The organism is Streptomyces lacrimifluminis (genome assembly GCF_014646095.1).
GTDB lineage: Bacteria > Actinomycetota > Actinomycetes > Streptomycetales > Streptomycetaceae > Streptomyces > Streptomyces lacrimifluminis.
Genome location: NZ_BMMU01000004.1, coordinates 225,834 through 248,751 on the forward strand (window position 1 = coordinate 225,834; position 22,918 = coordinate 248,751).

The 22,918-nt window shown below is 69.1% G+C and carries 21 protein-coding genes and 1 tRNA gene; 8 read left to right on the forward strand and 14 right to left on the reverse strand.

The features are described 5' to 3' along the window. The first annotated feature begins 17 nt into the window (after positions 1-17). Positions 18-356 (forward strand): DUF8825 domain-containing protein, encoded by a 339-nt coding sequence (locus IEY89_RS08575; protein ID WP_189146686.1) that lies wholly within the window; start codon positions 18-20, stop codon positions 354-356. A 74-nt stretch (positions 357-430) separates the two neighbouring features. Here IEY89_RS08575 and IEY89_RS08580 read toward each other — a convergent pair whose 3' ends face one another. After that, positions 431-2,044 (reverse strand): serine/threonine-protein kinase, encoded by a 1,614-nt coding sequence (locus IEY89_RS08580; protein ID WP_373287208.1) that lies wholly within the window; start codon positions 2,042-2,044, stop codon positions 431-433. A 296-nt stretch (positions 2,045-2,340) separates the two neighbouring features. Between IEY89_RS08580 and IEY89_RS08585 the strand changes: the two genes are divergently transcribed. Both IEY89_RS08585 and IEY89_RS08590 read left to right on the forward strand, forming a co-directional pair. After that, positions 2,341-2,880, forward strand: coding sequence for a hypothetical protein (locus tag IEY89_RS08585; protein ID WP_189146688.1), 540 nt, complete (start codon positions 2,341-2,343; stop codon positions 2,878-2,880). A gap of 389 nt (positions 2,881-3,269) precedes the next feature. After that, the gene (locus tag IEY89_RS08590) at positions 3,270-3,665 is read left to right on the forward strand and encodes a hypothetical protein (protein WP_189146689.1); all 396 of its coding nucleotides are present in this window, start codon (positions 3,270-3,272) and stop codon (positions 3,663-3,665) included. 319 nt (positions 3,666-3,984) lie between these two features. Here the strand turns inward: IEY89_RS08590 and IEY89_RS08595 are convergent. Beyond that, positions 3,985-4,059, reverse strand: a tRNA-Val gene (locus tag IEY89_RS08595). A 221-nt stretch (positions 4,060-4,280) separates the two neighbouring features. On the opposite strand from IEY89_RS08595, the gene IEY89_RS08600 reads away from it, so the two are divergent. Beyond that, the gene (locus IEY89_RS08600; RefSeq protein WP_189146690.1) at positions 4,281-5,072 is read left to right on the forward strand and encodes a DUF4097 family beta strand repeat-containing protein; all 792 of its coding nucleotides are present in this window, start codon (positions 4,281-4,283) and stop codon (positions 5,070-5,072) included. Between the two features lie 162 nt (positions 5,073-5,234). After that, positions 5,235-6,665, forward strand: a complete 1,431-nt coding sequence (locus IEY89_RS08605) for a hypothetical protein (RefSeq protein WP_189146691.1) — start codon at positions 5,235-5,237, stop codon at positions 6,663-6,665. Positions 6,666-6,766: 101 nt separating this feature from the next. Here the strand turns inward: IEY89_RS08605 and IEY89_RS08610 are convergent, their stop codons facing one another. The 3 genes from IEY89_RS08610 to IEY89_RS08620 form a co-directional block, all read right to left on the reverse strand. Continuing rightward, entirely contained in the window at positions 6,767-7,960 is a 1,194-nt protein-coding gene (locus IEY89_RS08610; RefSeq protein WP_229695106.1) for an amidase domain-containing protein, read from the reverse strand. 145 nt (positions 7,961-8,105) lie between these two features. Beyond that, a complete protein-coding gene (locus tag IEY89_RS08615; protein WP_189146692.1) occupies positions 8,106-9,401 on the reverse strand; it encodes a polysaccharide deacetylase family protein in 1,296 nt (431 codons plus the stop codon). A gap of 41 nt (positions 9,402-9,442) precedes the next feature. Then, the gene (locus tag IEY89_RS08620; RefSeq protein ID WP_229695128.1) at positions 9,443-11,419 is read right to left on the reverse strand and encodes a transglycosylase domain-containing protein; all 1,977 of its coding nucleotides are present in this window, start codon (positions 11,417-11,419) and stop codon (positions 9,443-9,445) included. 230 nt (positions 11,420-11,649) lie between these two features. Here IEY89_RS08620 and IEY89_RS08625 point away from each other — a divergent pair, with 230 nt between their 5' ends. Together IEY89_RS08625 and IEY89_RS08630 are read left to right on the forward strand one after the other, a co-directional pair. Beyond that, positions 11,650-11,871 carry an FmdB family zinc ribbon protein gene (locus IEY89_RS08625; RefSeq protein ID WP_189146694.1) on the forward strand — a complete coding sequence of 74 codons (222 nt, stop codon included), beginning with the start codon at positions 11,650-11,652 and terminating at the stop codon, positions 11,869-11,871. Between the two features lie 68 nt (positions 11,872-11,939). After that, complete coding sequence (locus tag IEY89_RS08630) at positions 11,940-12,707, forward strand: DedA family protein (protein WP_189146695.1); 768 nt, start codon at positions 11,940-11,942, stop codon at positions 12,705-12,707. Here the strand turns inward: IEY89_RS08630 and IEY89_RS08635 are convergent. The 3 genes from IEY89_RS08635 to IEY89_RS08645 form a co-directional block, all read right to left on the reverse strand. Beyond that, complete coding sequence (locus IEY89_RS08635) at positions 12,634-13,440, reverse strand: HAD family hydrolase (RefSeq protein ID WP_189146696.1); 807 nt, start codon at positions 13,438-13,440, stop codon at positions 12,634-12,636. The two genes, IEY89_RS08630 and IEY89_RS08635, sit on opposite strands and share 74 nt — an antisense overlap. Further along, on the reverse strand, positions 13,437-15,890 hold the full coding sequence (locus IEY89_RS08640) for a phosphoribosyltransferase (RefSeq protein WP_189146697.1): 2,454 nt from the start codon (positions 15,888-15,890) through the stop codon (positions 13,437-13,439). Before IEY89_RS08640 ends, IEY89_RS08635 begins: the two co-directional genes overlap by 4 nt. Before the next feature lie 99 nt (positions 15,891-15,989). After that, positions 15,990-17,162, reverse strand: a complete 1,173-nt coding sequence (locus IEY89_RS08645; protein ID WP_189146698.1) for an HpcH/HpaI aldolase/citrate lyase family protein — start codon at positions 17,160-17,162, stop codon at positions 15,990-15,992. A gap of 195 nt (positions 17,163-17,357) precedes the next feature. Here IEY89_RS08645 and IEY89_RS08650 point away from each other — a divergent pair, with 195 nt between their 5' ends. After that, positions 17,358-18,137: a TerD family protein gene (locus IEY89_RS08650; protein ID WP_189146699.1), complete on the forward strand. Its 780-nt coding sequence runs from the start codon at positions 17,358-17,360 to the stop codon at positions 18,135-18,137. Positions 18,138-18,269: 132 nt separating this feature from the next. Here IEY89_RS08650 and IEY89_RS08655 read toward each other — a convergent pair whose 3' ends face one another. From IEY89_RS08655 to IEY89_RS08680, 6 genes are all read right to left on the reverse strand, one after another. Next, on the reverse strand, positions 18,270-19,007 hold the full coding sequence (locus IEY89_RS08655) for a TerD family protein (RefSeq protein ID WP_189146700.1): 738 nt from the start codon (positions 19,005-19,007) through the stop codon (positions 18,270-18,272). Between the two features lie 132 nt (positions 19,008-19,139). Next, a complete protein-coding gene (locus tag IEY89_RS08660; protein ID WP_189146701.1) occupies positions 19,140-20,288 on the reverse strand; it encodes a DUF475 domain-containing protein in 1,149 nt (382 codons plus the stop codon). A 50-nt stretch (positions 20,289-20,338) separates the two neighbouring features. Beyond that, on the reverse strand, positions 20,339-20,914 hold the full coding sequence (locus IEY89_RS08665; protein WP_189146702.1) for a TerD family protein: 576 nt from the start codon (positions 20,912-20,914) through the stop codon (positions 20,339-20,341). Positions 20,915-21,016: 102 nt separating this feature from the next. After that, the gene (locus IEY89_RS08670; protein ID WP_189146703.1) at positions 21,017-21,592 is read right to left on the reverse strand and encodes a TerD family protein; all 576 of its coding nucleotides are present in this window, start codon (positions 21,590-21,592) and stop codon (positions 21,017-21,019) included. Positions 21,593-21,715: 123 nt separating this feature from the next. Continuing rightward, positions 21,716-22,174 carry a peroxiredoxin gene (locus IEY89_RS08675; protein WP_189146704.1) on the reverse strand — a complete coding sequence of 153 codons (459 nt, stop codon included), beginning with the start codon at positions 22,172-22,174 and terminating at the stop codon, positions 21,716-21,718. Positions 22,175-22,335: 161 nt separating this feature from the next. Next, the gene (locus tag IEY89_RS08680; protein WP_189146705.1) at positions 22,336-22,773 is read right to left on the reverse strand and encodes a DUF3052 domain-containing protein; all 438 of its coding nucleotides are present in this window, start codon (positions 22,771-22,773) and stop codon (positions 22,336-22,338) included. Positions 22,774-22,918: the final 145 nt, after the last annotated feature.

Sequence of the window (22,918 nt, forward strand, 5' to 3'; positions counted from 1 at the left end):
AGGCGTACCATTACCGCGTGGCGACGACCTATGACTTCCCGAGTGACCTCCTGGCCGGTCAGGAGGAGCTGCATCAGGTCCGGGCCGAGCTGTCCGCCCTACTGAAGCGGCTCCCCTGGTCGGTCGAGCCGCTGGACGGTTTCAGTGACACCGGCGGCTGGCGCAAGGTGGAGCGCCCCGCGTCACCGGGCTGGACGGCCGACGAACAGGCCGAGGTGGAGGACCTGCGGCGACGGGAGCACGAGCTCGCGGTGTTCGTGAGCGGCCACCGCTTCTGGGCCGAGGTCACGGGACCGGACCGGGTCGACGCACGTACGCGACTCAAGCACGCGCACGAAGGCACGGACGAAGCCTGAGTCCTGCGACCTGCGACCTGCGACCTGCGACCTGCGGATTGATGCCTGATGCCTGCGGATTGCGCGGCCCGGCCTCAGGACGCGGGCGTGATGCGGAAACCTTCCCGCACCCGGTCGAAGACCGGCCGGTAGGTGTCCCACTTCTCCTCGGGCGCCGAGACATAGATGTCGTACTCCCGGCCGCCCTCCCGCCCGAAGCCGAGGTTGATGGCGTGGAAGACGCGCGCCCGGCCCTGGAAGGTGAACTCCCAGACGGCGGCCTTCTGGCCCCGGTACGTCGTGCGCTGCATGTAGAGCTTGCGGTACTTCTCCCCGGGATAGTTGATCTTCGTGTTCGTCTCGATCTCCTTGAAGTGCGCCAAGGGATCGCCCGCGGGGTCCACCATGCCGATGCTGAGACCGACCAGCTTGGTCTCATCGACGTAGACGACCCCGTCGGACTTCCGCTTGTTCACCGTCCAGCCGTCCGGCACCGGGAAGGCGATGCCGAGCGCCCCCTCCGTGACCAGGTGGTAGCCGTCGGGGACGGGCGAGGGCGCGTAGGTCGTCGGGGTGGGGCTCGCCCCCGGGCCCGCGCTCTGCGTGTCCTTGTCGGGCGAGTTCAGGTAGTAGAGGCCGCCCGCCGCGCCCCCGGCGACCAGGATCACCGCGACCGCGCTCCAGAGGACGGTACGGCGCCCACGCCCGCCGCCGGACGGTACGGGAGCCGCCTTCCCCGTGCCGGTCCTCCTCCGCGTGCCGCCGGTCCGGTCGGGATCCGGGGCCCGTCCCGGCGCCGACAGCGGAACGGACGCCGTCCACGCGCGGGGTTCCGTGTCCTCGGTCACCGACCGCAGCGCCAGTTCCGTCTCCTCCGCCGAGGGGCGCTCGGCCGGGTCCTTGGCCAGCAGGGCCGTGATCAGCGGCTCCAGCCGGCCTGCCTGCTTCATCGGCTCCAGGGGTGCGGTGACGATGGAGTACGCCGTCTCGACCGGCGTGAGCCTGCGGAACGGCGGCTGCCCCTCCACCGCCTGGTAGAGGGTCGCGCCGAGCGCCCAGAGGTCGGAGGCGGGCCCTGGGGTGTCGCCCTGGATGCGCTCCGGTGCCATGAAGTCGATGGAGCCGACGATCTCGCCGGTCCGGGTGAGGGTGCTGGTGCCGGTCGCCGTGGCGATGCCGAAGTCGGTGAGGACGACCCGGCCGCCCTCGGTGAGCAGGACGTTGCCCGGCTTGACGTCACGGTGCAGTACGCCGGCCTCGTGGGCGGCCCGCAGCGCGCCGACCATGCCCCGGCCGACACGGGCGGCCTCCTCGGGAGAAACGGTTCCGCCGCTCTTGAGCAGGGCGCCCAGCGTCGTGGAGGGCACGTACTCCATGACGATGCACGGCAGCCCGTCGTCCTCGACGACGTCATGGACGACGACCACGTTCGGGTGCGCGATCCGGGCCGCGCTCTGCGCCTCGCGGCGGGTGCGCTCGTACATCAGGGCAAGTTCGTCCTCGGCGAAGCGCGAATCCTCGTGCAGACGCTTGAGCGCGACCCGGCGGTTGAGCATCTCGTCGGCGGCCAGCCAGACCGTACCCATGCCGCCTCGGCCGATCTGCTCGGTCAGCCGGTACCGCCCGGCGATGAGCCGTCCTTCGTCCGACACGTCCGACACGGCAACCTCTCTGATCACGCCGTCACTGCCACTCACGATATCCGGCACGAGTACGAGGCTGCTCCGAAGGTCGCGTTCACCAGACATCGCCCCGATCAACCTGTGGATTCCTTGTTGGCTCCTTGCGGACTCCGGCCCGATCGGACACTCAACCGCGGGGAGTCCGTTTACTCCCTCGCCCGTCAGTGCGGCGCGTACCTTCCGGCGAAGGCCCGCCACCGCGCGGGCCTTCGTCATTTCGCCCCCACCCCATCGGGTCACAGAAGGGCAGAACCTTCCCAGCGCCTTCCACACCCCACATATCGACTAGATTCCCCCCACGCAAATCACACCAAGGGGGACACATGAGCCAGCAAAATCCACAACAACCCGGATGGGGCGCACCACCACAGGGACCAGGCTGGGACGCACCCCCAGCGCCGAAGAAGAAGTCCTCGTTCGGCAAGATCCTCGGCTTCGGATGCCTCGGCATCGTGGCCCTCTTCGTCATCGTCACCGTCATCGCAGCGGCACTCGGCGGCGGCGACTCCAGCGACAGCAGCAACAAGGACAAGGCCGTCGCCGCTGAGGCCAAGAAGCCTACGAAGGAAACGGTCGCGGAGAAGTCCCAGGCCGCGCAGTTCAAGGACTGCGTCGCCAAGTCCGGCACGGCCACCGAGAAGACTGCCGTCAAGCACGTCACCAAGGTGACCGGCGTCGACAAGAGCAACGACATCATGGACGCGGCCGAGGTGTTCACCGACTACAGCGGCGGCCTCCTCGGCGAGCACGGCTCGGACGGGAAGCTGATCGCGTCCGCCTTCGCCTCCTGCTACGAGTCGAAGAACGGCCTGGTGACCGTGTACGACAAGGACGGCGAGATCCTCTCCAACGGCAACTACTGACCTACCGCCGGCGAGCCCGGCCCGCACCCGTGCGGTCACCACGAGAACTGTCAGCACGTCACCGAGCTGCACGCACAGCGCATGGGCCGCCTCGGGATTACGCCGCAGGCGACGTCACGAACTCGGCGTCACTGGCCCGGGTATCCGACTGACGCCCCCGGAGTCGAGGCGGATGTCTCAGAACTGCGGGCGGATGTGGAGATGTTGAAGCGCGGGCGATGGCCGTCGCGGTCGTCTCGTCACTCGTGGCGCTCGGTTTGCCCCTGTGGCAGGCCACTGGTCGCTGAAGAATCTTTGCCCTCTCCCGCCCTCGGGCGGGAGGGGGCCCTTCGTACATCCAGGGCCAACCCCCGCGAGCAACTCGGCCGGCTTCACCAGCAATACGATCTGTGACAACGCCACCCGCCGAGGCCGAGGACGTCGATGCCCCGTCGTTCGAAGAGCAGCTGCTGAAGGCAGCGGTCACACCTCGCGAGACGGCCGCCGTACGGGCCCTGGCGGACGAGGAGCAGATCCTCGCCCGCCGCCCCTTCCGCAGGGCTCTCGTCTGGCACACCGACGACGGGATGGAGTTCTCCTGGCAGAACCCCGCCTGCTACCTCTACGGCCTCGGACTGGACGACGCCGAGCGGAGCTTCGTCGACCTCGTCCTGTCCATCGCGTCGCCGCACCAGACCAGCCTCACCCGCGTGATGGACCTCGACGAGCGACGCCTCGCGATCGTCCTGCGCGCCATGATCACCCTGTCGGGGATCGACACCCTCGCGGTCGGCAGGCGCCTCTGAGCCACGGCCGACCCCGTCACCCCGTCGGGACCGACCGGTTACCGAACGAGGTCCACGCCGATCACGTCGGCGGGGGCCGCCGCCTGCGGGCCGGGACTCCCCACGCGGCCACCGTGGGAAGAGAACGAGGACGTGTCCGGCGCGTGGGGAGACGCGCCGACCCTCGTCACGTGCCTCAGTGCAGTGATCAAGCTCAGCCCTCTGAACCAGGGACGCTGAAACCATGATTGCTGGCGGATGTGGACTCTCAGCAGACTTTGATCACAGGAGAGGCCTCCCGGGGAATCCCCCGAGAGGCCTCTGACCTGCTAACTAGCCCTGGTGGGCGCGGACGGTTTCGAACCGCCGACATCCGCCTTGTAAGGGCGGCGCTCTACCACTGAGCTACGCGCCCAGGACGAGTGGTCAGCCTACATTGCCCGGGGCACTGCCTCGCAAACGCGTATCCGCCCCGGAGATCGCCGGACCCGGATTCGGGGGTTTTCCCCCGTACACATCGGGGAGCGCCCCGGATGCTCCGGCGGGCGGCGGCTCCGTACGGTCGAAGAGTGTCGCGGGGCCGCTCCACCGATCGCCGATCACCGGTCCCGCGTTCACCTCAGGGGGAGCAGGACCATGGCCCGATCAGCGTCAGCATCAGCATTTCCGCGCAGCCGTGTCATCGCCGTCGCCGGCGCGGTGGTCGCGCTCGTCGCCACCGCGTCGGGCTGCTCCTCGGCCGGGGACGACAAGGATCCGGAGCAGCGTTCCTTCGCCCTGCAGGGGCGCACGCTCACCGTCGACTCGAACGAATCCGCGCTCGACATCGTCGCCGCGGAGTCCGGCAGGCCGGACCGGATCGAGGTCACCCGCTGGTTCCAGGGCTCCGTCACCATGGGCAAGGATCCCAAGGTGACCTGGTCCATGGAGGACGACCGCCTCAAGCTGCGGGTGAAGTGCTCGGGCGTGGTCGCCGACTGCTCGGCCAGGCACCGGATCGAGGTGCCGAGCGGTGTCTCGGTGGTCGTGCGGAACGGGGACGGGAGGGTCTCCGCGCGCGGCTTCGACCAGGCCCTCGACATCCGTTCCGAGGACGGCTCCGTCACCGTCAAGGACTCCACCGGCCCGCTGAAGCTGCACACCGACGACGGTTCGATCCGTGCCCTCGGTGTCCGCTCCCAGCAGGTGCGGGCGCACTCCGAGGACGGCTCGGTGCGCCTCGAACTCGCCTCGGTGCCGGACCTGGTCGAGTCGAGCAGCGACGACGGCTCGCTCACGATCGAGCTGCCGAAGGAGACGTACCGCGTGACGGCCGACTCCGACGACGGCTCCGTGAAGGTCTCGGTGCCGCGCGCCGAGAGCAGTGCGCATGTGGTGTCGGCGAAGACGCAGGACGGGAGCATACGGGTGCGGGTCGCCGGGGAGTGAGCCTCGCGGTGGCCCGGTGTGGGCCCGGGCCCGGTACGCGGCTGGATGCGTGAGCGGTTGCGGAACCGGGTACGCGCAGCGCGAACCGACCGGGCCGTGTGTTCGTCCTCAACCGGTGGGAGAATGAACCGGGCAGGGCAGATCACAGCACGGGAGAGGGATGTGACGGCGACCACTTCTGAGCCGTACACGCCGATTGCGCCGCGCGCGCACCAGTCACCTCACCGCTTGCCGCACCGCCCACCCGAGTTCTCTCGCAGGGGCGTGCGCGCCGCGGCGCGGGACGCGCTGACGCTCGTGCTGCTCCCGTTGCCGCTGCTCCTCGCGCTGCCCGCCGCCTTCGCCAGCGGCGGTACGCGGCGGTGGTTCGGTGGGCGGGCCGAGAGCCAGCGTGCCGAGGCGCAGGCCGCGAAGGACGCCGCCGCCGCTGCCTTCTACGAATTGGACACCGCCCAGCGGGATCTGCGGATCTCGATAGAGACCATCAAGGCAGTCGACGACACCCCGGCCGCCCGGCGCGCGGTCGCCGACTTCGAGGGGCTCGGGCGCCGGATCGACGAGGCCAGCGGCCAGTACATCACCGCCATCGACGCCCACGACCTCGACCGTGACGACCTGGAGGCCTCGGCCGCCACCCATGCCCGCTCCGAGCTGACCCGGGCCAAGGAGGAGCTGGGGCGGGTCAAGCAGGACCTGGACCGCTTCGCGGACGGGCTCGGGCCGCTGCTCGGCAAGGCCGAGACACAGTTGGCCCGGCTCGCGCCCTCCGTGGAGCGCGCCCGTCAGTCGCTGCTGGCCGCGTCGAACGCCCTGGACGCGGTACGGGGATCGGGGCTGCGGGCGGACGACCTGGCCGCCCGGCTCGCCGCCCTCGGGCCCGAGCTGACCCGGCTCAACCAGGGCGCCGGGCAGCACGGCGTGCCGGAGACGCTGGAGCGGGCCGACCGGGTCGCGCGCGAGGCGGAGGCCGTGCGGGCGGAGGCGGCGCGGCTGCCCGAGCGGGCCGCGGAGATCGATCACCGGCTGGTGTCGCTGCGTACCCGCGCAGAGGCGCTGACCACCCGGTCCGGGCAGGTGGAACCGCTGCTGAGCGAGCTGCGCAGGCGGTTCTCGGCGGCGTGCTGGCAGGACCTCCAGCACGTGCCGGAGCAGGCCACGGACCATGTACGGCTGGCCGAGGCCAGGCTCAAGGAGGCGCAGGCCGCGCGGGACGCCCAGCGCTGGCCGGACGCGACCTCACTGTTGTCGACGGTGCGGGCGCTGCTGAACACCACCGACGAGGCGGTGTCGGCGGCCGGGGACCGCCTGCGGCAGCTGAACGCGGTGCAGAAGGACCCGCGGGCCGAGATCGACCGGACACGCTTCGCGATCCGGGACGCGCAGCGGCTCGCCATGTCGGGGCGCAACACCCCGGACCCGCGGGACGCCCGCCCGCTGGACGAGTCGGTGGCCCGGCTGGACCGCGCGATCGCCGGGCTGGAGGGCCGTCACCCCGACTACTGGCACTTCCTGACGGAGACGGAGGCGGTGCGGCACACGGTGGCCGGTGTGGTGACCCGCATCCGCGAGGAGCGCGGGATGACCGCCCACTGAGCGCGCGCACTACGGGCTACGGGCACGGGCTACGGGCTACGGGGCTATGAATCCCGGCGCCCCGGCCCGGATGAGGGACCGGAGCGGCGGGACCGGGGCGGTCAGGTGCGGTAGGCGTAGTAGTAGGCGTTCGGTTCCGACGCGATGATGCTCGCCACCGACCTGCGGTAGGTGTTGGCCGAGTGGTACGTCAGGTAGGGCACGCCCTGGGCGCTGCGGTACGTGACGATCATCGTGTGGTCCTTGGACCCGTCCCTCTCGAAGTCCAACTGGAGCACGTCGCCGACGTCCATCTGGTAGACGTACGCGAGGCTGGTGCTGCGCTTCGAGTTCTGGGTGAACCAGGACCACTCGTTGACGCCGACGAAGGAGTGCGACTGGATCTCGGCGTTGCCGAACCACTTGGTGTAGTCGTAGACATAGCCGGGAGCGTGCTTCCAGCCGCCGGCTTTCAGGGACTGGCTGACGAAGTTGGTGCAGTCGCCGCCGGCGCCTTGTCCGTTGAAGTTCGGGTAGGCCGGGTTGTAGGTGCTCCAGTACTTCTCCGCGTACGTGGCCATGGCCTTGTAGTCGAAGGCGCCGGTGGTGAGGTTCTTGGCCTTGGCCGGTGCTGTGCGGGTGGTGGCCGCGCGGAGGGCGTTGGGCATGGTGTCGGCGGCCACCGCGGCGGCCCTGGCCGTACCGGACGGCATGGCCGGCTGGTTCACCGCGATGTCGGCGGCCGAATCGGTGTTCCGGATGCCCGTCAGCTGCCAGTGGCCGCGCGCGTCGGCGGTGAACGTCAGCGCGTGGTGGGCCTGGAAGCCGGTGGTCCCCGGCTCGTCGCCGTGGACCTTCCGGTAGGTCAGGGTCGTGGTCTCGGTGACCTCGACCTCGGCCTTGGCGCCCCGGAGGCGGGTGCTGTTCAGGGTGACGACGGTGTCGGCCTTGCCGTACTTCTCGCCGAGCGCAGCGAGGCGGGCCTTGCGCCGGTCCAGCGAGGACAGTGCGGCCTGCTCGCTGCGGGCCAGCGCGGCGGACAGCCCGACGTCACCGGAGAAGCCGTTGGTCAGCGGCTTCTTCCGGTCGCCCTGCGCGCCGTCGACCAGCGCGTCCGTACGGTCGGTGAGGACCGCGTCGGCCAGGCGCTGGAAGCTGGCTCTGGTCTGCTGGTCCACGATCGGGGCGGCGGAGCGCGCGGTCGCCGCGCTCGCGCTGGTGACCGGCAGCAGCGCCGCTCCCGTGGCGACCGAGGCAGTGGCCGCGACGGCTATGGCGGCGCGGCTGCGCGTGCGGCCCATGTTTCTTGACTTCACGAATGGTTCCCCTCTTGCCCCGGCGATGGGGGATGCCGGGTTGTGGAATTTTCGCATGCCATGTGGAGCTCCCGTGAACGGGGATACCCTTTACCAGCAAGGGAATTGACGGATCGTCAGACAGAAGAGGTCACCTGCACGGCGATCACTTCACGACCGTCGACCAGTCCGGCGACTGCGCCGGGTCCAGGCCGCGCAGCCGCTCCAGCGTCGCCGGGGTCTGCACGTCGAGCCAGTCGGCGAGTTCCTTGAAGGAGACACACTTGACGTCCGCCTTCGTGCACATGGTCGCTATGACCTCGTCGACGGCCTTCATATAGATGCCGCCGTTCCACTCCTCGAAGTGGTTGCCGATGAACAGCGGGGCGCGGCTGCCGTAGTACACCCGGTCGAAGCCGGCCATGTAGGAGTCGACGGTCTCCTGCTGCCACCGCGGGTAGTTGGCCGGAGCCCCGTCGGTCTTTCCCTCGGACTGGTTGTAGAGGAAGTTGAAGTCCATGGAGAGGCCCTGGTATTCACCGCCCTCGTACGGGAGCATCTGCAGCGGGAAGTCCCACATGCCGTTCTTCTTCGCCGGCCAGATCTGGAAGTCGCCCGCGGAACTCGCGTCGTAGCGCCAGCCGTAGCTCTCGGCGGCCTTCAGCAGGTTCTTCTGACCCTCCAGGCAGGGGGCACGCCCGCCGGTGACCTCTTCCTTGATGTCGAACGGCAGCGGGTCGAGGTCGGTGTAGCCGGTGTTGGTCTTCCACTTCTGCACGAAGTCGAAGAACTGGTCGATCTCGCTCTTCCACTCGGCGACGCTCCAGTCGTCGCCGCCCTTCTCGCCGCAGAAGTGGCCGTTGAAGTGGGTGCCGATCTCGTTGCCCTCCTGCCACGCCTTGCCGAGCTGTTCGAGGGTGGTGCGGATGTGTTCGTCGGTGGCGTAGCTGATCGCCGCCGACCCCTCGGGGTGCTGCGGAGGCTTGTAGAGGTTCGCCTTGCTCTTGGGCAGCAGGTAGATGCCCGTGAGGAAGAAGGTCATGTGGGCGTCGTACTTCGCGGACAACTCCCGGTAGTGCGCGAAGAGTTCGTCGTCGCCCGAGAGCGCCCCGTCCCAGGAGAAGACGACGAACTGGGGCGGTTTCTCACCTGGCTTGAGCGGCACCGGCTTCAACCGGCCCTGCTGTGGGCCGGTGTACGAGGTGGAGCCGTCCCCCAGGACCCTGATCTTGCCGTCCCACTTCGGTTCAACGGTCGCCTGCGCGGGGGCTTTCACGGTTCCCCCGGACCCCACGGAGGCTGTCGGTGCGGTCTGGTCGGTGCGGCCCAGCACCAGGTATCCGGCGGTCAGGGACGCCATGGTCAGGGACGCGACGACGAGGTACGCCGCGATCCGCGGGCGGGTCGGAGCGGGGCGACGTGTTGCCGGGGCCTTGCGGCGGCGGCCCGACGCTTGTGTCATGTCGTGCTCATTTCGAGGGGGGTGGGGGCCCCGTCCGGTGGTCAGCCGAGCGGGCTCATGGCACCCGACCAGATGCCGTACGGAACGCTGTCGTCGGCGGTACCGGCGAGGCCCTTCAACGGCAGCGGTTCGAGACTCCTGGTCAGGTCGATGCGGTAGACGACGACGGCCGTGGACACGAACTTGTGCGTACCGACGAACCAGGAGGCGGTGTCGTCCGGGGTGGTCCCCGCCTTCCCTGCCACATTCCCGTCGGCGGACGCGGCGGTGTCGGGGTGGGCGGTGCTGAAGGCGTCGGTGAGCGCCGAGGCGACCTCCTCGGCCACGTCGGCGCCGATCGCGCGGGTCGGGGTGGGGGTGTCGAAGGGGACGCCGATGCCGTTGCGGGTGATCTTGCGCACCGAGTACGGCTCGGTGCGCTTGCCGCCTGCGATGAAGGTGGTGTAGCCGCCGGCCATGCGGATCGCGCTCGGCGTGGAGGTCCCCATCGACAGCGCGGGCACCTGCGCCCCGATGCTGGCGGGCAGCAGGCCGGCCGCCTCGGCGGTCGCGCGGACGTTGTCCAGGCCGGTGTCCATGCCGAGCTGCATAAACGGCGTGTTCACCGACAGCTCCAGCGCCCGGTGCAGCGAGATCTGCCCGTAGGACAGGTCGCCGTCGTTGCTGGCGGCCACCTTCTTGCCGCTGCGGTCCCAGTAGGGCCCCTCGGGCGTGGTCACCGGCACGTCGTCGTTGCCGTCGTACAAGGTCTCCCCTGTGACACGTGTCGCCTCGTCGCCGCGGCTCTCGTGGACGCCGTGCTCCAGACCGGCCGCGTAGACGAACGGCAGGAAGGCCGAACCGGCGGGGACGGTGGTCGAATTGGACTCATTGTAGCCCTGCGTACGGTGGTCGGGGCCCCCATGGACGGCGAGGATCCGGCCGTCGGCGGTCACCGAGGCGGCGCCGTAGTGGGCGGTCCTCGCGGCGCTCGGATCGCTCTTCAGCGCCTGTTTGCGGGCCTTGGCGACGGCGTCGGCGAGCTTGCGCTCCCGCGTGCGGTCGAACGTCGTGTAGACCTGGTAGCCGCCGAGGTCGAAGTCCTTGGCGGAGATGTTCCCGGCCTTCTTGGCGTACTGCGAGGCCACTTCCACCAGATAGTCGGTCTGCTCACCGGTGTCGTACAGCGGGTTGCTCTTCAGCGGCTCGGGGAACTTCGTGTACGTGGCCCGCTCGGCCTTCGTCAGTCTGCCGATGTCGACCATCCGGTCGAGGGTCCAGGACCAGCGCTCCACGGCGCGGGCCCGGTTGGCACCACTCAGGGTCGGGTCGTACAGGCCCGCGCCCTTGAGGAGGGAGGCGAGGAAAGCGCCCTCGCCGGCGTCGAGTTGGCTGACGTCCTTGCCGTAGTAGGCCTGGGCGGCGCGCTGGATGCCGTAGCAGCCACGGCCGAACCAGCTGGTGTTGAGGTAGCCCTCGAGGATGTCGTCCTTGCTCATCCGGTTGTCGAGCTTGAGGGCGATCATCGCCTCGGTGAACTTGCGGCCGATCGTCTGGTTCTGGGTGAGATAGACGTTTTTGACGTACTGCTGGGTGATGGTGGATCCGCCCTGGGTGTCACCCTGACCGAGAGTGCGGAAAAGGGCGCGACTGATGCCCTTGACGGAAATGCCGGAATCGCTGTAAAAACTCGCGTTCTCGGCGGCGAGCACCGCCCAGCGGACATCCTCCGGGATCTCCTGGAGCGGCATCGCCTGTCGCTGCACCCAGCCGGTGCGGGCCATGGGTGTGCCGTCGGCCCAGAAGTACACGTTGTCCTGCTGGGTGGCGTATGTGTTGAGGTTCTCGGGAATGTCGGTGGCCGCGTAGGCGATGCCCAGGAGCAGGCAGCTCAGCCCCGCGGACGCCAGGACACCCCCCAGCGACTGGCGCCAGGAGGGGATCCACCGCCGCCAGCCGGCCCGGCCGGGCCGCGGGTACTCCGGCGAGAACCTGTGGGATTTCCGAGCTAATCGTGCTTTACGCCTGTTTCCCGGTATCGCGGATATCCGTAATTGCAGAGTGGCGTCCGATTCATCCGGCTCCTGGGTCACGACACACCCCTCCGCACTCCGTGCAAACCCTGAATTCCCCGACCTCACGGCTCATCGCGGCGTACACAAATTACCAGCGACCTTCGCAGGTTCTCCACATGGGGAATGAACAGAAAGGATCATCATCGAAACCGTCGGGCTCCGCACGGCGAGCAATTGGGGACTAATCTGTCCGCATGCCTCGCTACGAGTACCGCTGCCGCACCTGCGGTGACACCTTCGAACTGAGCCGCCCGATGGCCGAGTCGGCCGCCCCCGCGGACTGCCCCGCCGGTCATGACGACACCGTGAAGCTTCTGTCGACGGTCGCCGTCGGCGGCTCGGCGTCCGCGCCGGCGCCGCGCGCGAGCGGCGGTGGCGGAGGCGGCGGTTGCTGCGGCGGGGGCTGCTGCGGCTGAGGGCCTGCGCGCAAGGCGGTTCGGGGCCCTTCAGGCTGGGTTCAGGTTGGGTTTCCTAGCCTGGCCGTATGACAGCGACGACGCCCGCACCCCAATGGGTCACCGACCTCATGGACACGATGGGCGCCCCCGGCGCGGGCCTCGCCATCGCGCTGGAGAACCTCTTCCCACCGCTGCCGAGCGAGGTGATCCTGCCGCTCGCCGGCTTCGCGGCGAGCACCGGGCAGATGAGCCTGCTCGCCGCGCTGCTCTGGACCACGGCCGGCTCGGTCGTCGGCGCGCTCGCCCTGTACGGGGTCGGCGCGCTGCTCGGCCGTGACCGCACCGTCGCCCTCGCCGGCCGGCTGCCGCTGGTCAAGGTGGCGGACATCGAGAAGACCGAGGCGTGGTTCCTGCGGCACGGCACGAAGGCGGTGTTCTTCGGGCGGATGATCCCCGTCTTCCGCAGCCTGATCTCCGTACCGGCCGGTGTCGAACGCATGCCCCTGCCCGTGTTCCTCGGCCTCACCACGCTCGGCAGCGCCCTGTGGAACGCCGCCTTCGTGTGCGCGGGCTATCTGCTGGGCGACAACTGGGCCGAGGTCACGACCGTCGTCTCCGCGTACTCGAAGGTGGTGCTCATCGGGGCGGCGGTGGCGCTGGTGGCCTTCGTCGCCGCACGGATCGTGCGGCAGCGCCCCAAAGGGGCGCGGGGAACTGCGCGACAAGCCACGACGGTGCCGCGGCGAACCGACAACCCCCCACGACACCCCCAGCGGAGCGCTACCGCACCTCCCGCAGGAACTCCCGAAGGATCCTCTCCCCCGCCGCGACCCCCCGCTCGGGAAGCACGATGACCGTGTCGGCCGTCCACTCCGTCTCCGCCAGCTCACCGTGCCCCGGGCGCCAGCCCCGATCGGCGGCAAGCAGCAGATCGGCGTCGAGGAGAGAGTCACCGGCGGCAAGAGTGAGCGTCGCCCCACAACGACGCGCGACCTCGCGCATCGCCGCGCTCTTGGTGAGCGGCTTCGGCACGGCGTAGATCTTGCGGCCCTGGAGGGAGACCGTCCAGCCGCGGACCTCCGCCCAGACCGCCAGTTCCTTCACCCACTCCTCGGGCAGCAGTTCGCGCTCGACGACGAGGTAGGCGAAGAAGTCCTCGGCGATACGGTGCTTGCGCACCCAGAGCGGGTCGGCGGTGGCGGCGAGATGGTCCCGGACCTCGTCCAGGGACGCGCACTCGTCCGCGAGCCGCGCCTGCACCCGCGCGTGCCAGTCCTCGTCGGCGACACCGTCGACGAGGATGTGGCCACCGTTCGCGCAGATCGCGTACTTCGGTGCCGGACCCGGCAGGTTGATGCGCAGGTACTGCTTGCGGGTCCGGGTCGTCGTCGGCACGAAGACGGCGGCGTCGCCGAGCTCGGTGAGCAGTCCGGCGGCCACCTCCGTCATGTAGGACAGCGGCCGGCTCTCGTGCACCTCGACGCAGAGCAGCCGGGGCGCGCGGGCGTCCGGCATGGTCAGCGCGAGGGCCGCGGCGGAGTAGATGAGCGTACGGTCGAGATCGCTGGCGACCAGGACGGGACTCATACCGACACCGCCCTGCCGTCGGCGCCGGTCGCGCCCCGCGTGTACTTGGGGTGGATCAACCCGACGCAGGTGTACGGGAGTTCGGCCACCTCCTCGACGGTTACGCCCCGCTGCTCGGCGAGCAGGCGTACGTGGTCGAGGTCGGCGCCCGCTCCGGCGCGGGCCAGGATCTTCCAGGGGACACGGCGCAGCAGCACCCGGGTGGTCTCGCCGACGCCGGGCTTGACGAGGTTCACGTCGTGGATCCCGTACTCCTCGCTGATCCGCTCGACCGCAGCCCAGCCCTCCCAGGCCGGAGAACGGTCGGCAGCCAACAGCTCCTTCACCGTGCTGTCGACGGCGTCCGCCACCTCCGGGAAGCGGGCGGCGACGGCGTCGAGGAAGTCCACCGAGACGTCGGCGCCGGCGAGTTCGCGGTAGAACTTGGCGCCGTGGAAGTCGTTCGGGCCGACCAGGTCCGCGCGCAGGACGGTCCGCGAAATCAGGCCCGACACCGTGGAGTTGAGGCAGGCGGAGGGGATGAGGAAGTCCTCGCGGGTGCCGTACGTACGGACGCAGGAGCCCGGGTCGGCCAGGACCGCGATCTCCGGGTCGAAGCCGGTGATGCCGTCGGAGGCCTCGAACTCCTCGATGGCGTCGGCGAGTTCGCGGGTGATGGCGCCCTTGCCGGTCCAGCCGTCGACGAACACGACGTCGGCGGGGTCGTGGTGGGCGGCCAGCCAGCGCAGCGCGTTGGCGTCGATGCCCCGGCCCCGGACGATCGACACGGCGTAGTGGGGCAGTTCGAGCCCGTGGCGGTGCTGGGCCCAGCGGCGCATCAGCACACCGACCGGCGTCCCGGCGCGGGCCAGCGACACCAGCACCGGCCGGGGGGAGCGCTCCGCGAGCACCAACTCCGTCACCGCGCCCACGGCTTGGGCGATACGGGCGGCGGAGGTGTCGAGGGCGGCGCGGAACAGCTCCTGGTACTGGTCACTGGGCTGGTACTCGACCGGCAGCGACTCGGCGTAGTGGGCGCCGCCCGCCTGGATGGCCTCCTCGCGCTCCTCGGTGGGCGCCTCCAGGCTGACGTCCGAGAGATCCCGCAGCAGCCAGCCGACCTCGTCCGGTGGATACGAGGAGAACGCGGGTCCGCGGAGGGGCTCGGGCAGCATGCGGGGCCTTTCGGGTACGTGCGGAGGTGCGGGTACGTACGAGGGGACGACGGCGAGCACGACGTTCGACGTGTGCGCGGCGAGCGTGGCCAACAGGCCGTCGGGAGCGTGCAGTTCGGGCGTGTCGGCGGCGGAGTCCACGACCGCGACGACGGCGTCGAAGCCGGCGCCGGCCACGTTGTAGGCGTAGCGCTCGCCGGGCCCGTCGGCCGGGCCGTCGTGCGCCGGGAAGACGAGGCGGCTGCGGATCGCGTATCCCGGGTCGTCCACGGCGAGGACAGGTGAACGGGTGGTCGTCGAGTAACGGACCTCGGCGCCCTCCCTCACCCGCTCCAGCTCGTGGGCGAGGCGCAGCGGGGCGTACATCAGCTCCTCGAAGCCGAGCACGAGGACGCGCCGGGCCGTGTCGGGCAGCGCGTCGGCGACCCGGGCGGCCATGGCGGGCAGCGCGCCCTCCATCCGTATTCGGTGCCCGGGCGTGAACCCGTGCCGTCCGCCGTCCGGCAGCCGGGCGGGCCAGCGCAGCTCGACGCGGGACACGCTCCCGGCGGCCCTCGCCCGCGCGGGCGGTACGGCTCGCTCGTACCGCTCGACGAGCTCCTGGCCCTTCGCCAGCACGCCCTCCGGCAGGCGAACCGTTCCGTCCGCCGTGGTGACCAGGTCGACGCGGGCGCCGATCTCGTCGGCGAACTCGTCCAGGCGGCCGGCGTCGGCGGCGGAGCGCATGTCGACGAGGGCGACTATGACGTACCGCTCACGCGGATAGCGCTCGTGCAGGGCGCGGATGGTGTTGAGGACGGTGTTGCCGGTGGAGAACTCGTCGTCGACGAGGACCAGCGGGCCGGGGCCGGCCAGCAGCGCGGGGTTCTCCGGGAGGAGAAGGTGGGAGGTGGCGTGCGAGTGGGACTCCTCGAAGCCGCCCGCCCGGGCCACGCCGTCGACCGGGCGCCGGGTGGAGTGCAGGTAGGGCGCGAGGCCCACGCCGTCGGCGACGCAGTGGCCGAGTCCGGTGGCCGTCTCGGCGTACCCGAGGACGACGGCGCGCCGCGACTCGTCGGCGCCGAGCAGCTCACGGACGCGCGTGCCGAGGGCGAAGCCGTGGCCGTAGACGACGGCGGGAGACTGCGGGACGTGCTTGCCGAGCACGTTCGACACCAGCAGGTGCGCCCGCTTGGGGTTGCGGCGCAGGGCCAGACCGAGCAGCTCGCGCAGGTCGTCGTCGCCGACCAGCTCGACCCCGAGCCGCTCGGCGACCCAGGTGCCGGACCAGACCCCGTTGTGCACAGCGTTGTTCATGAATCCCTAGGTGTGGTCGTCGGGGGTGCCAGGTCGGTGATGTCGGTCATACCAGTCATACCAGTCGCACATATGATCGAAGATGGAGATCAGTGGGGATCAGTCGGGGATACCGGCGGTGAGCAGCTCCACGAAGCCGATGTCCTCGTTGGCGACGCCGAAGACCTCGGCCCGCAGCAGGGTCCGCTCCGCCCAGGCACGGTGCGGCTTCACCTCGTTCATCTTGTTCGTGTACGCCGACCGCAGGACGCCCCCGCCGCCGCGCTCGGGCCGCAGGATGTCCTGCGCGTCGCTGAACTCCTCGTGGCTGACCACGGACAGGGTGTGCACGGGCAGCACGTGCGAGGGATGGATGCAGGTCTTGCCGAGCAGACCGTTGGCCTGATCGAGACTGATCTCGCGGAGCAGCCCGTCCATGGCGTGTTCGATGAGCGTCTCGCGCAGTTCCTCGGCCTGGCCCTCCAGGAAGGGGCTGCGGCGCAGCTGGGGCTTGAACATGCGCTCCTGGACCCGGAAGTACTCCCAGACGGGCCCGGTGACGGTGTACCCCGTGCCGTCGGCCCGCCCCAGCATGTTGACGACGTCGGCGATGACGGAGGCGACGACGTGGACGTCGTACGCGGTCATGTCCGGGGCTCTGCGCAGCCCGTACGAGGAGCAGAAGTCGGTGACGCCGAGGCGCAGGGCGAGGACGCGGTCGCGGTACTTGTCGACGGCGCGGGAGATGCCCTCCAGGGTCTCTACGCGCGTCTCCCGGTACATCAGCTCGGGGGATTCGAGCACCGGCATGCCGAACAGCCGGCGTCCGCTCGCGGCCTCGGCGTCGGCGAGGGCCTCCAGGAACGGCATCCCGCGTTCCTCGGTGAACTTCGGCATCACGAACCCGGAGAGCAGCCTGACGGCGGGCCCGAGGCGCCGTACGAGGTCGGGGATCTGCTCGGGCGTACGGACCCGGATGAACAGCAGCGGCAGCCCGGTGGCGGCGTCGGGGCGCTCGGCGAGCATACCGAACTCCCGGACCAGGTTCTCCTCGGCGTCCTCGACCTCCGAGTCGTCGATCGAGTCCTCCAGGCACAGCACCATCGAGACGACACCGCGGGCGACCTGCTTGACGACGGCGTCGGCGAGGCGCGGGCGGGTGGCCGGGCTGTACAGGGTGGCCCCCAGGGCCGTGGCGAGCAGCCGGGCCGGGGAGTCGGCGGTGAACTCGCACGGCTCCTGGTGGAACAGGCGCTGCCGTACCTCAGGCGCGATGTGCCCGAAATGACGCATGAAATTCCCCCGTGGCGGCTGGACGGCCGGTCGAGTGCTGATCGAGTGTCGGTCGAGTGGTGATGGGTGGCCGGTAATAGTACGTAGGGATCCATGTCAGGGGTTCCCACTGAGAATGAAGTTCAGGTAACGCGGACAAGCAGAACCGATGCCCCCGCATTGTCGTGACCAGAACCGAGAAGGCAGGATGACCGCATGACGCACGCGATGCTGAAGGGGTCGAACATCCCTCTCGAAGCCACGACGGTGCGCGCCGTACTGCGCTGGACGCCCGGGCAGGGGGTTCCGGATGTCGATGCCTCGGCGCTGCTCCTCGGCCCCGACGGTCGTGTGCGCTCCGACGAGGACTTCGTCTTCTACAACCAGCCCCGCCACCCCTCGGGCAAGGTCTGGCGCCTCGGCAAGAAACGGGTGGCCGAGGGCCTGACCGACACGATCCAGACAGATCTGACCGGTGTCGAGTCAGGAGTCGGACAGATTCTGCTGATCGCCTCGGCGGACGGCGTGCCCTTCGACCGCGTACGGTCCCTGCGCATCGTGCTGTACGACGGTGCCGTCGCGGATGGCGAACCGCTGGCGTACTTCGACGTCAAACCGGAGACGGGCGAGGAAACGGCGCTGATCTGCGGCGAACTGTACCGGCGCGGCGACGGCTGGAAGTTCCGCGCCCTGGGCGAGGGCTACTCGAACGGCCTGGAGGGCCTGGCGACGGACTTCGGCATCTCGGTGGAGGACCAGCCGGCCGAGGAACCGTTCCCGGACACCACGGACGCCCCGCCCGCGGACACCTCTGCGGTCACCACGGTCCAGCATCCGCCCACGCTCCCTCCGCAGCCGACCTACGGCTATCCCCAGCCCGCAAGCCCGAACACGACCCAACCGGCGTACGGCTACCCCCAGCCGGTGGGAACATCCCCGAACCCGTCCCCGGACTTCCACTTCCCGCCACAGGGCCCACAGTTCATCGGACGGTAGGACAGGCGCCCTGAAGGGCGCGGGGCTGTAGTCGTTGTGCGGCTCCGCCGCGGGGCGCGATCAACCACACACAACCCGCAGCCGCCACTCCACAGAACCGCCGAGCTCCAGGGCGCCCCGTCCAGACGAGCGTCAGCGCTCCGCCTTCGTCTTGTAACCCCTGCCCCACTGCAGCCCCCACCCGTACAACCGGTCAAGCTCCGCCTGGAACCCGTAGACGAACTTCACCTCCCGCTGGACGATCAGTTCGTTCTTCACGTTCTCGATCAGCACGACCGCACATGAGCGAGCCTGGGAGTGCCGCTCGTCCAGGCCTATCTCGATCCGGGGCCCGTTGCTGGGGTAGAGCGTCACGATCGCATGGGTCCGGTCGAAGGCCGGCGTCTGGTCGTAGATGTACACGAACACCAGCAACCGCTTGATCTCGTCGCGGTGATCAAGGTTGACGTACGCCGTCTCCCCGGACGCCGACCCGAACCGGTCGTCACCGCTCAGCTTGACGTACGGCGGCACGTTCGTGTCGCCGAGGAATCCGCCCAGCGGCTGTACGACCCCCTTCGTGCCGTCGGCCAGCTCGTACAGGATGCCCAGATCGAGGTCGACGTTGACCATGCTCTGGGTGTGGCCCTTGACCTCCTCCGGCCGCAGGGCCTGGAAAGGGTGTCGCCACAGGCTCTGGCGCTTGGGGGCGCCGATGTCCGACGTACGCATCCGCCAGGACAGGTTGATGCGCAGATGCCCGGTCGCGGCGCCCTGCCTGGTGAGCGAGACCCGCTGGTGCCGCTTGGTCAGCTCGATGGAGTTGCTTGCCGCGCTGCCGGCGTCGTACTCCATCGACCGGCCGCGCCACAGGTCGTCCCAGAAACTCATCCCGCCCCCACCCGTCCAGCCCCCGCACATTCCTCTGTGCCGTCAGTCCACTGCCCACAAGACCGCGGGGCGGCCGACGAGGACGATTCCTCGTAGCCGCCCCGCTCAGAGCGTTCCTCACAGCGGAGGTTGTCACACCCCGGACGAGACCTCAGTCTTCTCGTCCGAGCCCGATGCTTTTCCCTCTGCCGCTGCCAGCGCCTTGTTGCGGCGCACGGAGGACCAGAAGGACCAGGCGATCAGGATGACACCCACCGAGCCGGTGATGACCTCGTGGATCTCGTACTGGATGGTGATCAGCAGGATGGCGGCGAGGGCGCCGATCGCGTAGTGCGCGCCGTGCTCCAGGTAGACGTAGTCGTCGAGGGTGCCCTGGCGGACCAGGTAGACCGTGAGCGACCGGACGTACATGGCACCGACACCGAGGCCCAGAGCCATCAGCACGATGTCGTTCGTGACGGCGAAGGCGCCGATCACACCGTCGAAGGAGAAGGACGCGTCCAGCACTTCGAGGTAGAGGAACATGAAGAACGCGGCCTGGCCCGCGAGGACGATGGCCGGCTTCTTCTTGCCGGTGCGCTCGGCCTCTTCCTCGGCCTCGTGCTCGCGCTCCTCCTCTTCCTCGAGTTTGCCCTCGAAGTAGCCGGAGAGCCCGCCGACGATCATGTACGTGATCAGACCGGCGACGCCGGAGATGAGCACCGTCTGCGCCTTGTCGACGTGGGCGCCACCGTGCTGGTGGGCATTGGTCGCGAAGGTCATGGCGGAGATCATGAGCACGATCAGGGCGATGCAGACCGACAGCATGTCGACCTTGCCGAGCTTGGCCAGCGGGCGTTCCAGCCAGCCCAGCCACTTGATGTCCCGGTCCTCGAAGATGAAGTCGAGGAAGATCATCAACAGGAACATGCCACCGAAGGCGGCGATCGACGGGTGGGCGTCGGTGACCAGTTCCTGGTAGCGGTTCTTGTCGCTGAGCGCCAGGTCGACCGCGTCGATGGGACCGATCTTGGCGCTGACGGCCACGATCACCACGGGGAAGACGAGACGCATACCGAAGACGGCGATGAGAATGCCGATGGTGAGGAAGATCTTCTGCCAGAAGGCACTCATCTTCTTCAGAATTCCGGCGTTGACCACCGCGTTGTCGAAGGACAGCGAGATCTCGAGGATCGAGAGGATCGCCACGACACCGAAGCCGGTCCACCCCCCGTAGAAGACCGCCGCGACCAGGCCGAGCGCGGTGACCGCGAACGACCAGCCGAAGGTTTTCAGAATCACTGGCTACCCAATCGTGTGTTTACGGGTCTCCCCCGCTGCCGTACTCGGCTTTACGAAACGTTGACTCCGAAGTCTAGAGCGATGCCCTTCAGACCCGACGCGTACCCCTGTCCAACTGCACGGAACTTCCACTCGCCCTGGTAGCGGTAGAGCTCCCCGAAGATCATGGCGGTCTCCGTCGACGCGTCCTCGGAGAGGTCGTAACGCGCCAGTTCCTGGCCGTCGGCCTGGTTGACGACCCGGATGAAGGCGTTGTTGACCTGGCCGAAGGTCTGGCCGCGGTTGTCCGCGTCGTGGATCGAGACCGGAAAGATGATTTTGTCGCAGGCGGCCGGCACCCTGGGGAGGTCGACGATCAGCGACTCGTCGTCGCCCTCGCCCTCACCGGTGAGGTTGTCGCCGGTGTGCTCCACCGAGCCGTCCGGACTCGTGAGCTGGTTGTAGAAGATGAACCACTCGTCACCCAGCACGCGACCGCCCCCGCAGAGCAGCGCGCTGGCGTCGAGGTCGAAGGGCGCTCCGGTGGTGGAACGCGCGTCCCAGCCGAGCCCGATCAACACCTGGGTGAGGTTCGGTGCGGCTTTGGAGAGGGAGACATTGCCCCCCTTGGCAAGCGTGACGCCCATAGTGCTGGTCCTCCCCGAGGTGATGCCGGACAGATGTGCCGAGCGCGTCCGGCGCCGCACCGGGAGTGCGGCGCCGGACGACGGAGCCGGAGGGAGCCCGGCTCAGACGTTCACGCCGAAGTCCTGCGCGATGCCGCGCAGGCCGGACGCGTATCCCTGGCCGATGGCGCGGAACTTCCACTCCGCACCGTGCCGGTACAGCTCGCCGAAGACCATGGCGGTCTCCGTCGAGGCGTCCTCGGAGAGGTCGTAGCGGGCGAGCTCCGCCTCGCCCGCCTGGTTCACGACGCGGATGTACGCGTTGCGCACCTGGCCGAAGGACTGCTGACGGTTCTCGGCGTCGTAGATCGAGACCGGGAACACGACCTTGTCGATGTCTGCCGGGACCGCCGCGAGGTTGACCTTGATCTGCTCGTCGTCCCCGTCGCCCTCACCGGTGGTGTTGTCACCGGTGTGCTCGACGGAGCCGTCCGGGCTCTTGAGGTTGTTGAAGAACACGAAGTTGGCGTCGGAACTGACCTTGCCGTCCGCGTTCGTCAGGATCGCGCTGGCGTCGAGGTCGAAGTCGGTGCCGGTGGTGGAACGCGCGTCCCACCCCAGACCGACGATGACCGCGGTGAGACCCGGGGCCTCCTTCGTCAGCGATACGTTGCCGCCCTTGCTGAGGCTGACTCCCACGAGTCCTCCATTGGTGTCTCGTCTGCGTCCAGGGGCGGTGTGCCCCGTCGTGCGCCGGTATTCGGATCAACGTGTCGATCCTAGTGACGGGTTCCCGCCCCACGCAGGGCTGGAACCGAAGAATCACAGGGTGTCGAGGGCCTTCACGTACTCGTTCAGGTCACGCGCGTCCGGCAGGCCGTTGACCACGGTCCACCGCACGACGCCCTCCTTGTCGATGATGAAGGTCCCGCGCACCGCGCAACCCTTGTCCTCGTCGAAGACGCCGTACGCGCGCGAAATGTTGCCGTGCGGCCAGAAGTCGGACAGCAGGGGGTACTCGAAGCCCTCCTGCTCACCGAAGACGCGCAGGGTGTGGATGGAGTCGTTGGAGACGGCGAGCACCTGGGTGTCCCGGTCGGAGAACCTCGGCAGGTTGTCCCGCAGGTCGCACAGCTCGCCGGTGCAGACGCCGGTGAAGGCGAAGGGATAGAAGAGCAGCACCACGTTCTTCGCGCCGCGGAAGTCCGAGAGCCGCACGGTGGCGCCGTGGTTGTCCTTGAGCTCGAAGTCCGGGGCCTTGTCGCCGACCTCGATCACCATGATCCTGCATCCCTTCGGTGGGCTGTTCGGGTGAGAACACCCTAGTGAGACCGACCGCAGGGGCAGGAGCAGGCCGCTGTACTCGGGCACGTTCAGGGCCGAAGCGGGCTGCCGGGGGCGGCAGCCCCCGGCAGACGGCCCGCTTCGGCCACGGTCACTGCCTACTTCTTCGACTTCGCTGCCTTGGGCGTCGCCAGACGACTCCCACTCCAGTCCTTGCCCACACTGACGCTCTTCGTCGCCGACAGACCCGCCGTCGTCGCGGCTTCCGAGATGTCGCTCGGCTCCACGTAGCCGTCACGGCCCGTCTTGGGCGTGAGGAGCAGGATCGCGCCGCCTTCTTCGATGAACGTGGTGGCGTCCACCAGCGAATCGGTCAGGTCGCCGTCGTCGTCGCGGAACCAGAGCACCACGGCATCTGCGACGTCGTCGTACTCCTCGTCAACGAGATCGCTGCCGATGACTTCCTCAATGGCCTCGCGGAGCTCCTGGTCGACGTCGTCGTCGTAGCCGATCTCCTGGACCACCTGCTCGGGCTGGAACCCCAGCCTTGCGGCAGGGTTAGTCCGCTCCTCCGCGTGGTCCGCGGTCGCGCTCACGGGTTGCCTCCTGATCATGTTTCGAGAATTGTCCAGCAACGCGCGTGCGCGAAGCATTGGCCGTAGTCCACACGGGCGGGGCGGATCGCGCAAGTACCCGGCCGTCGAGACCGCCGAAACGGTGACGATCCTGGCGGTGTCGCCG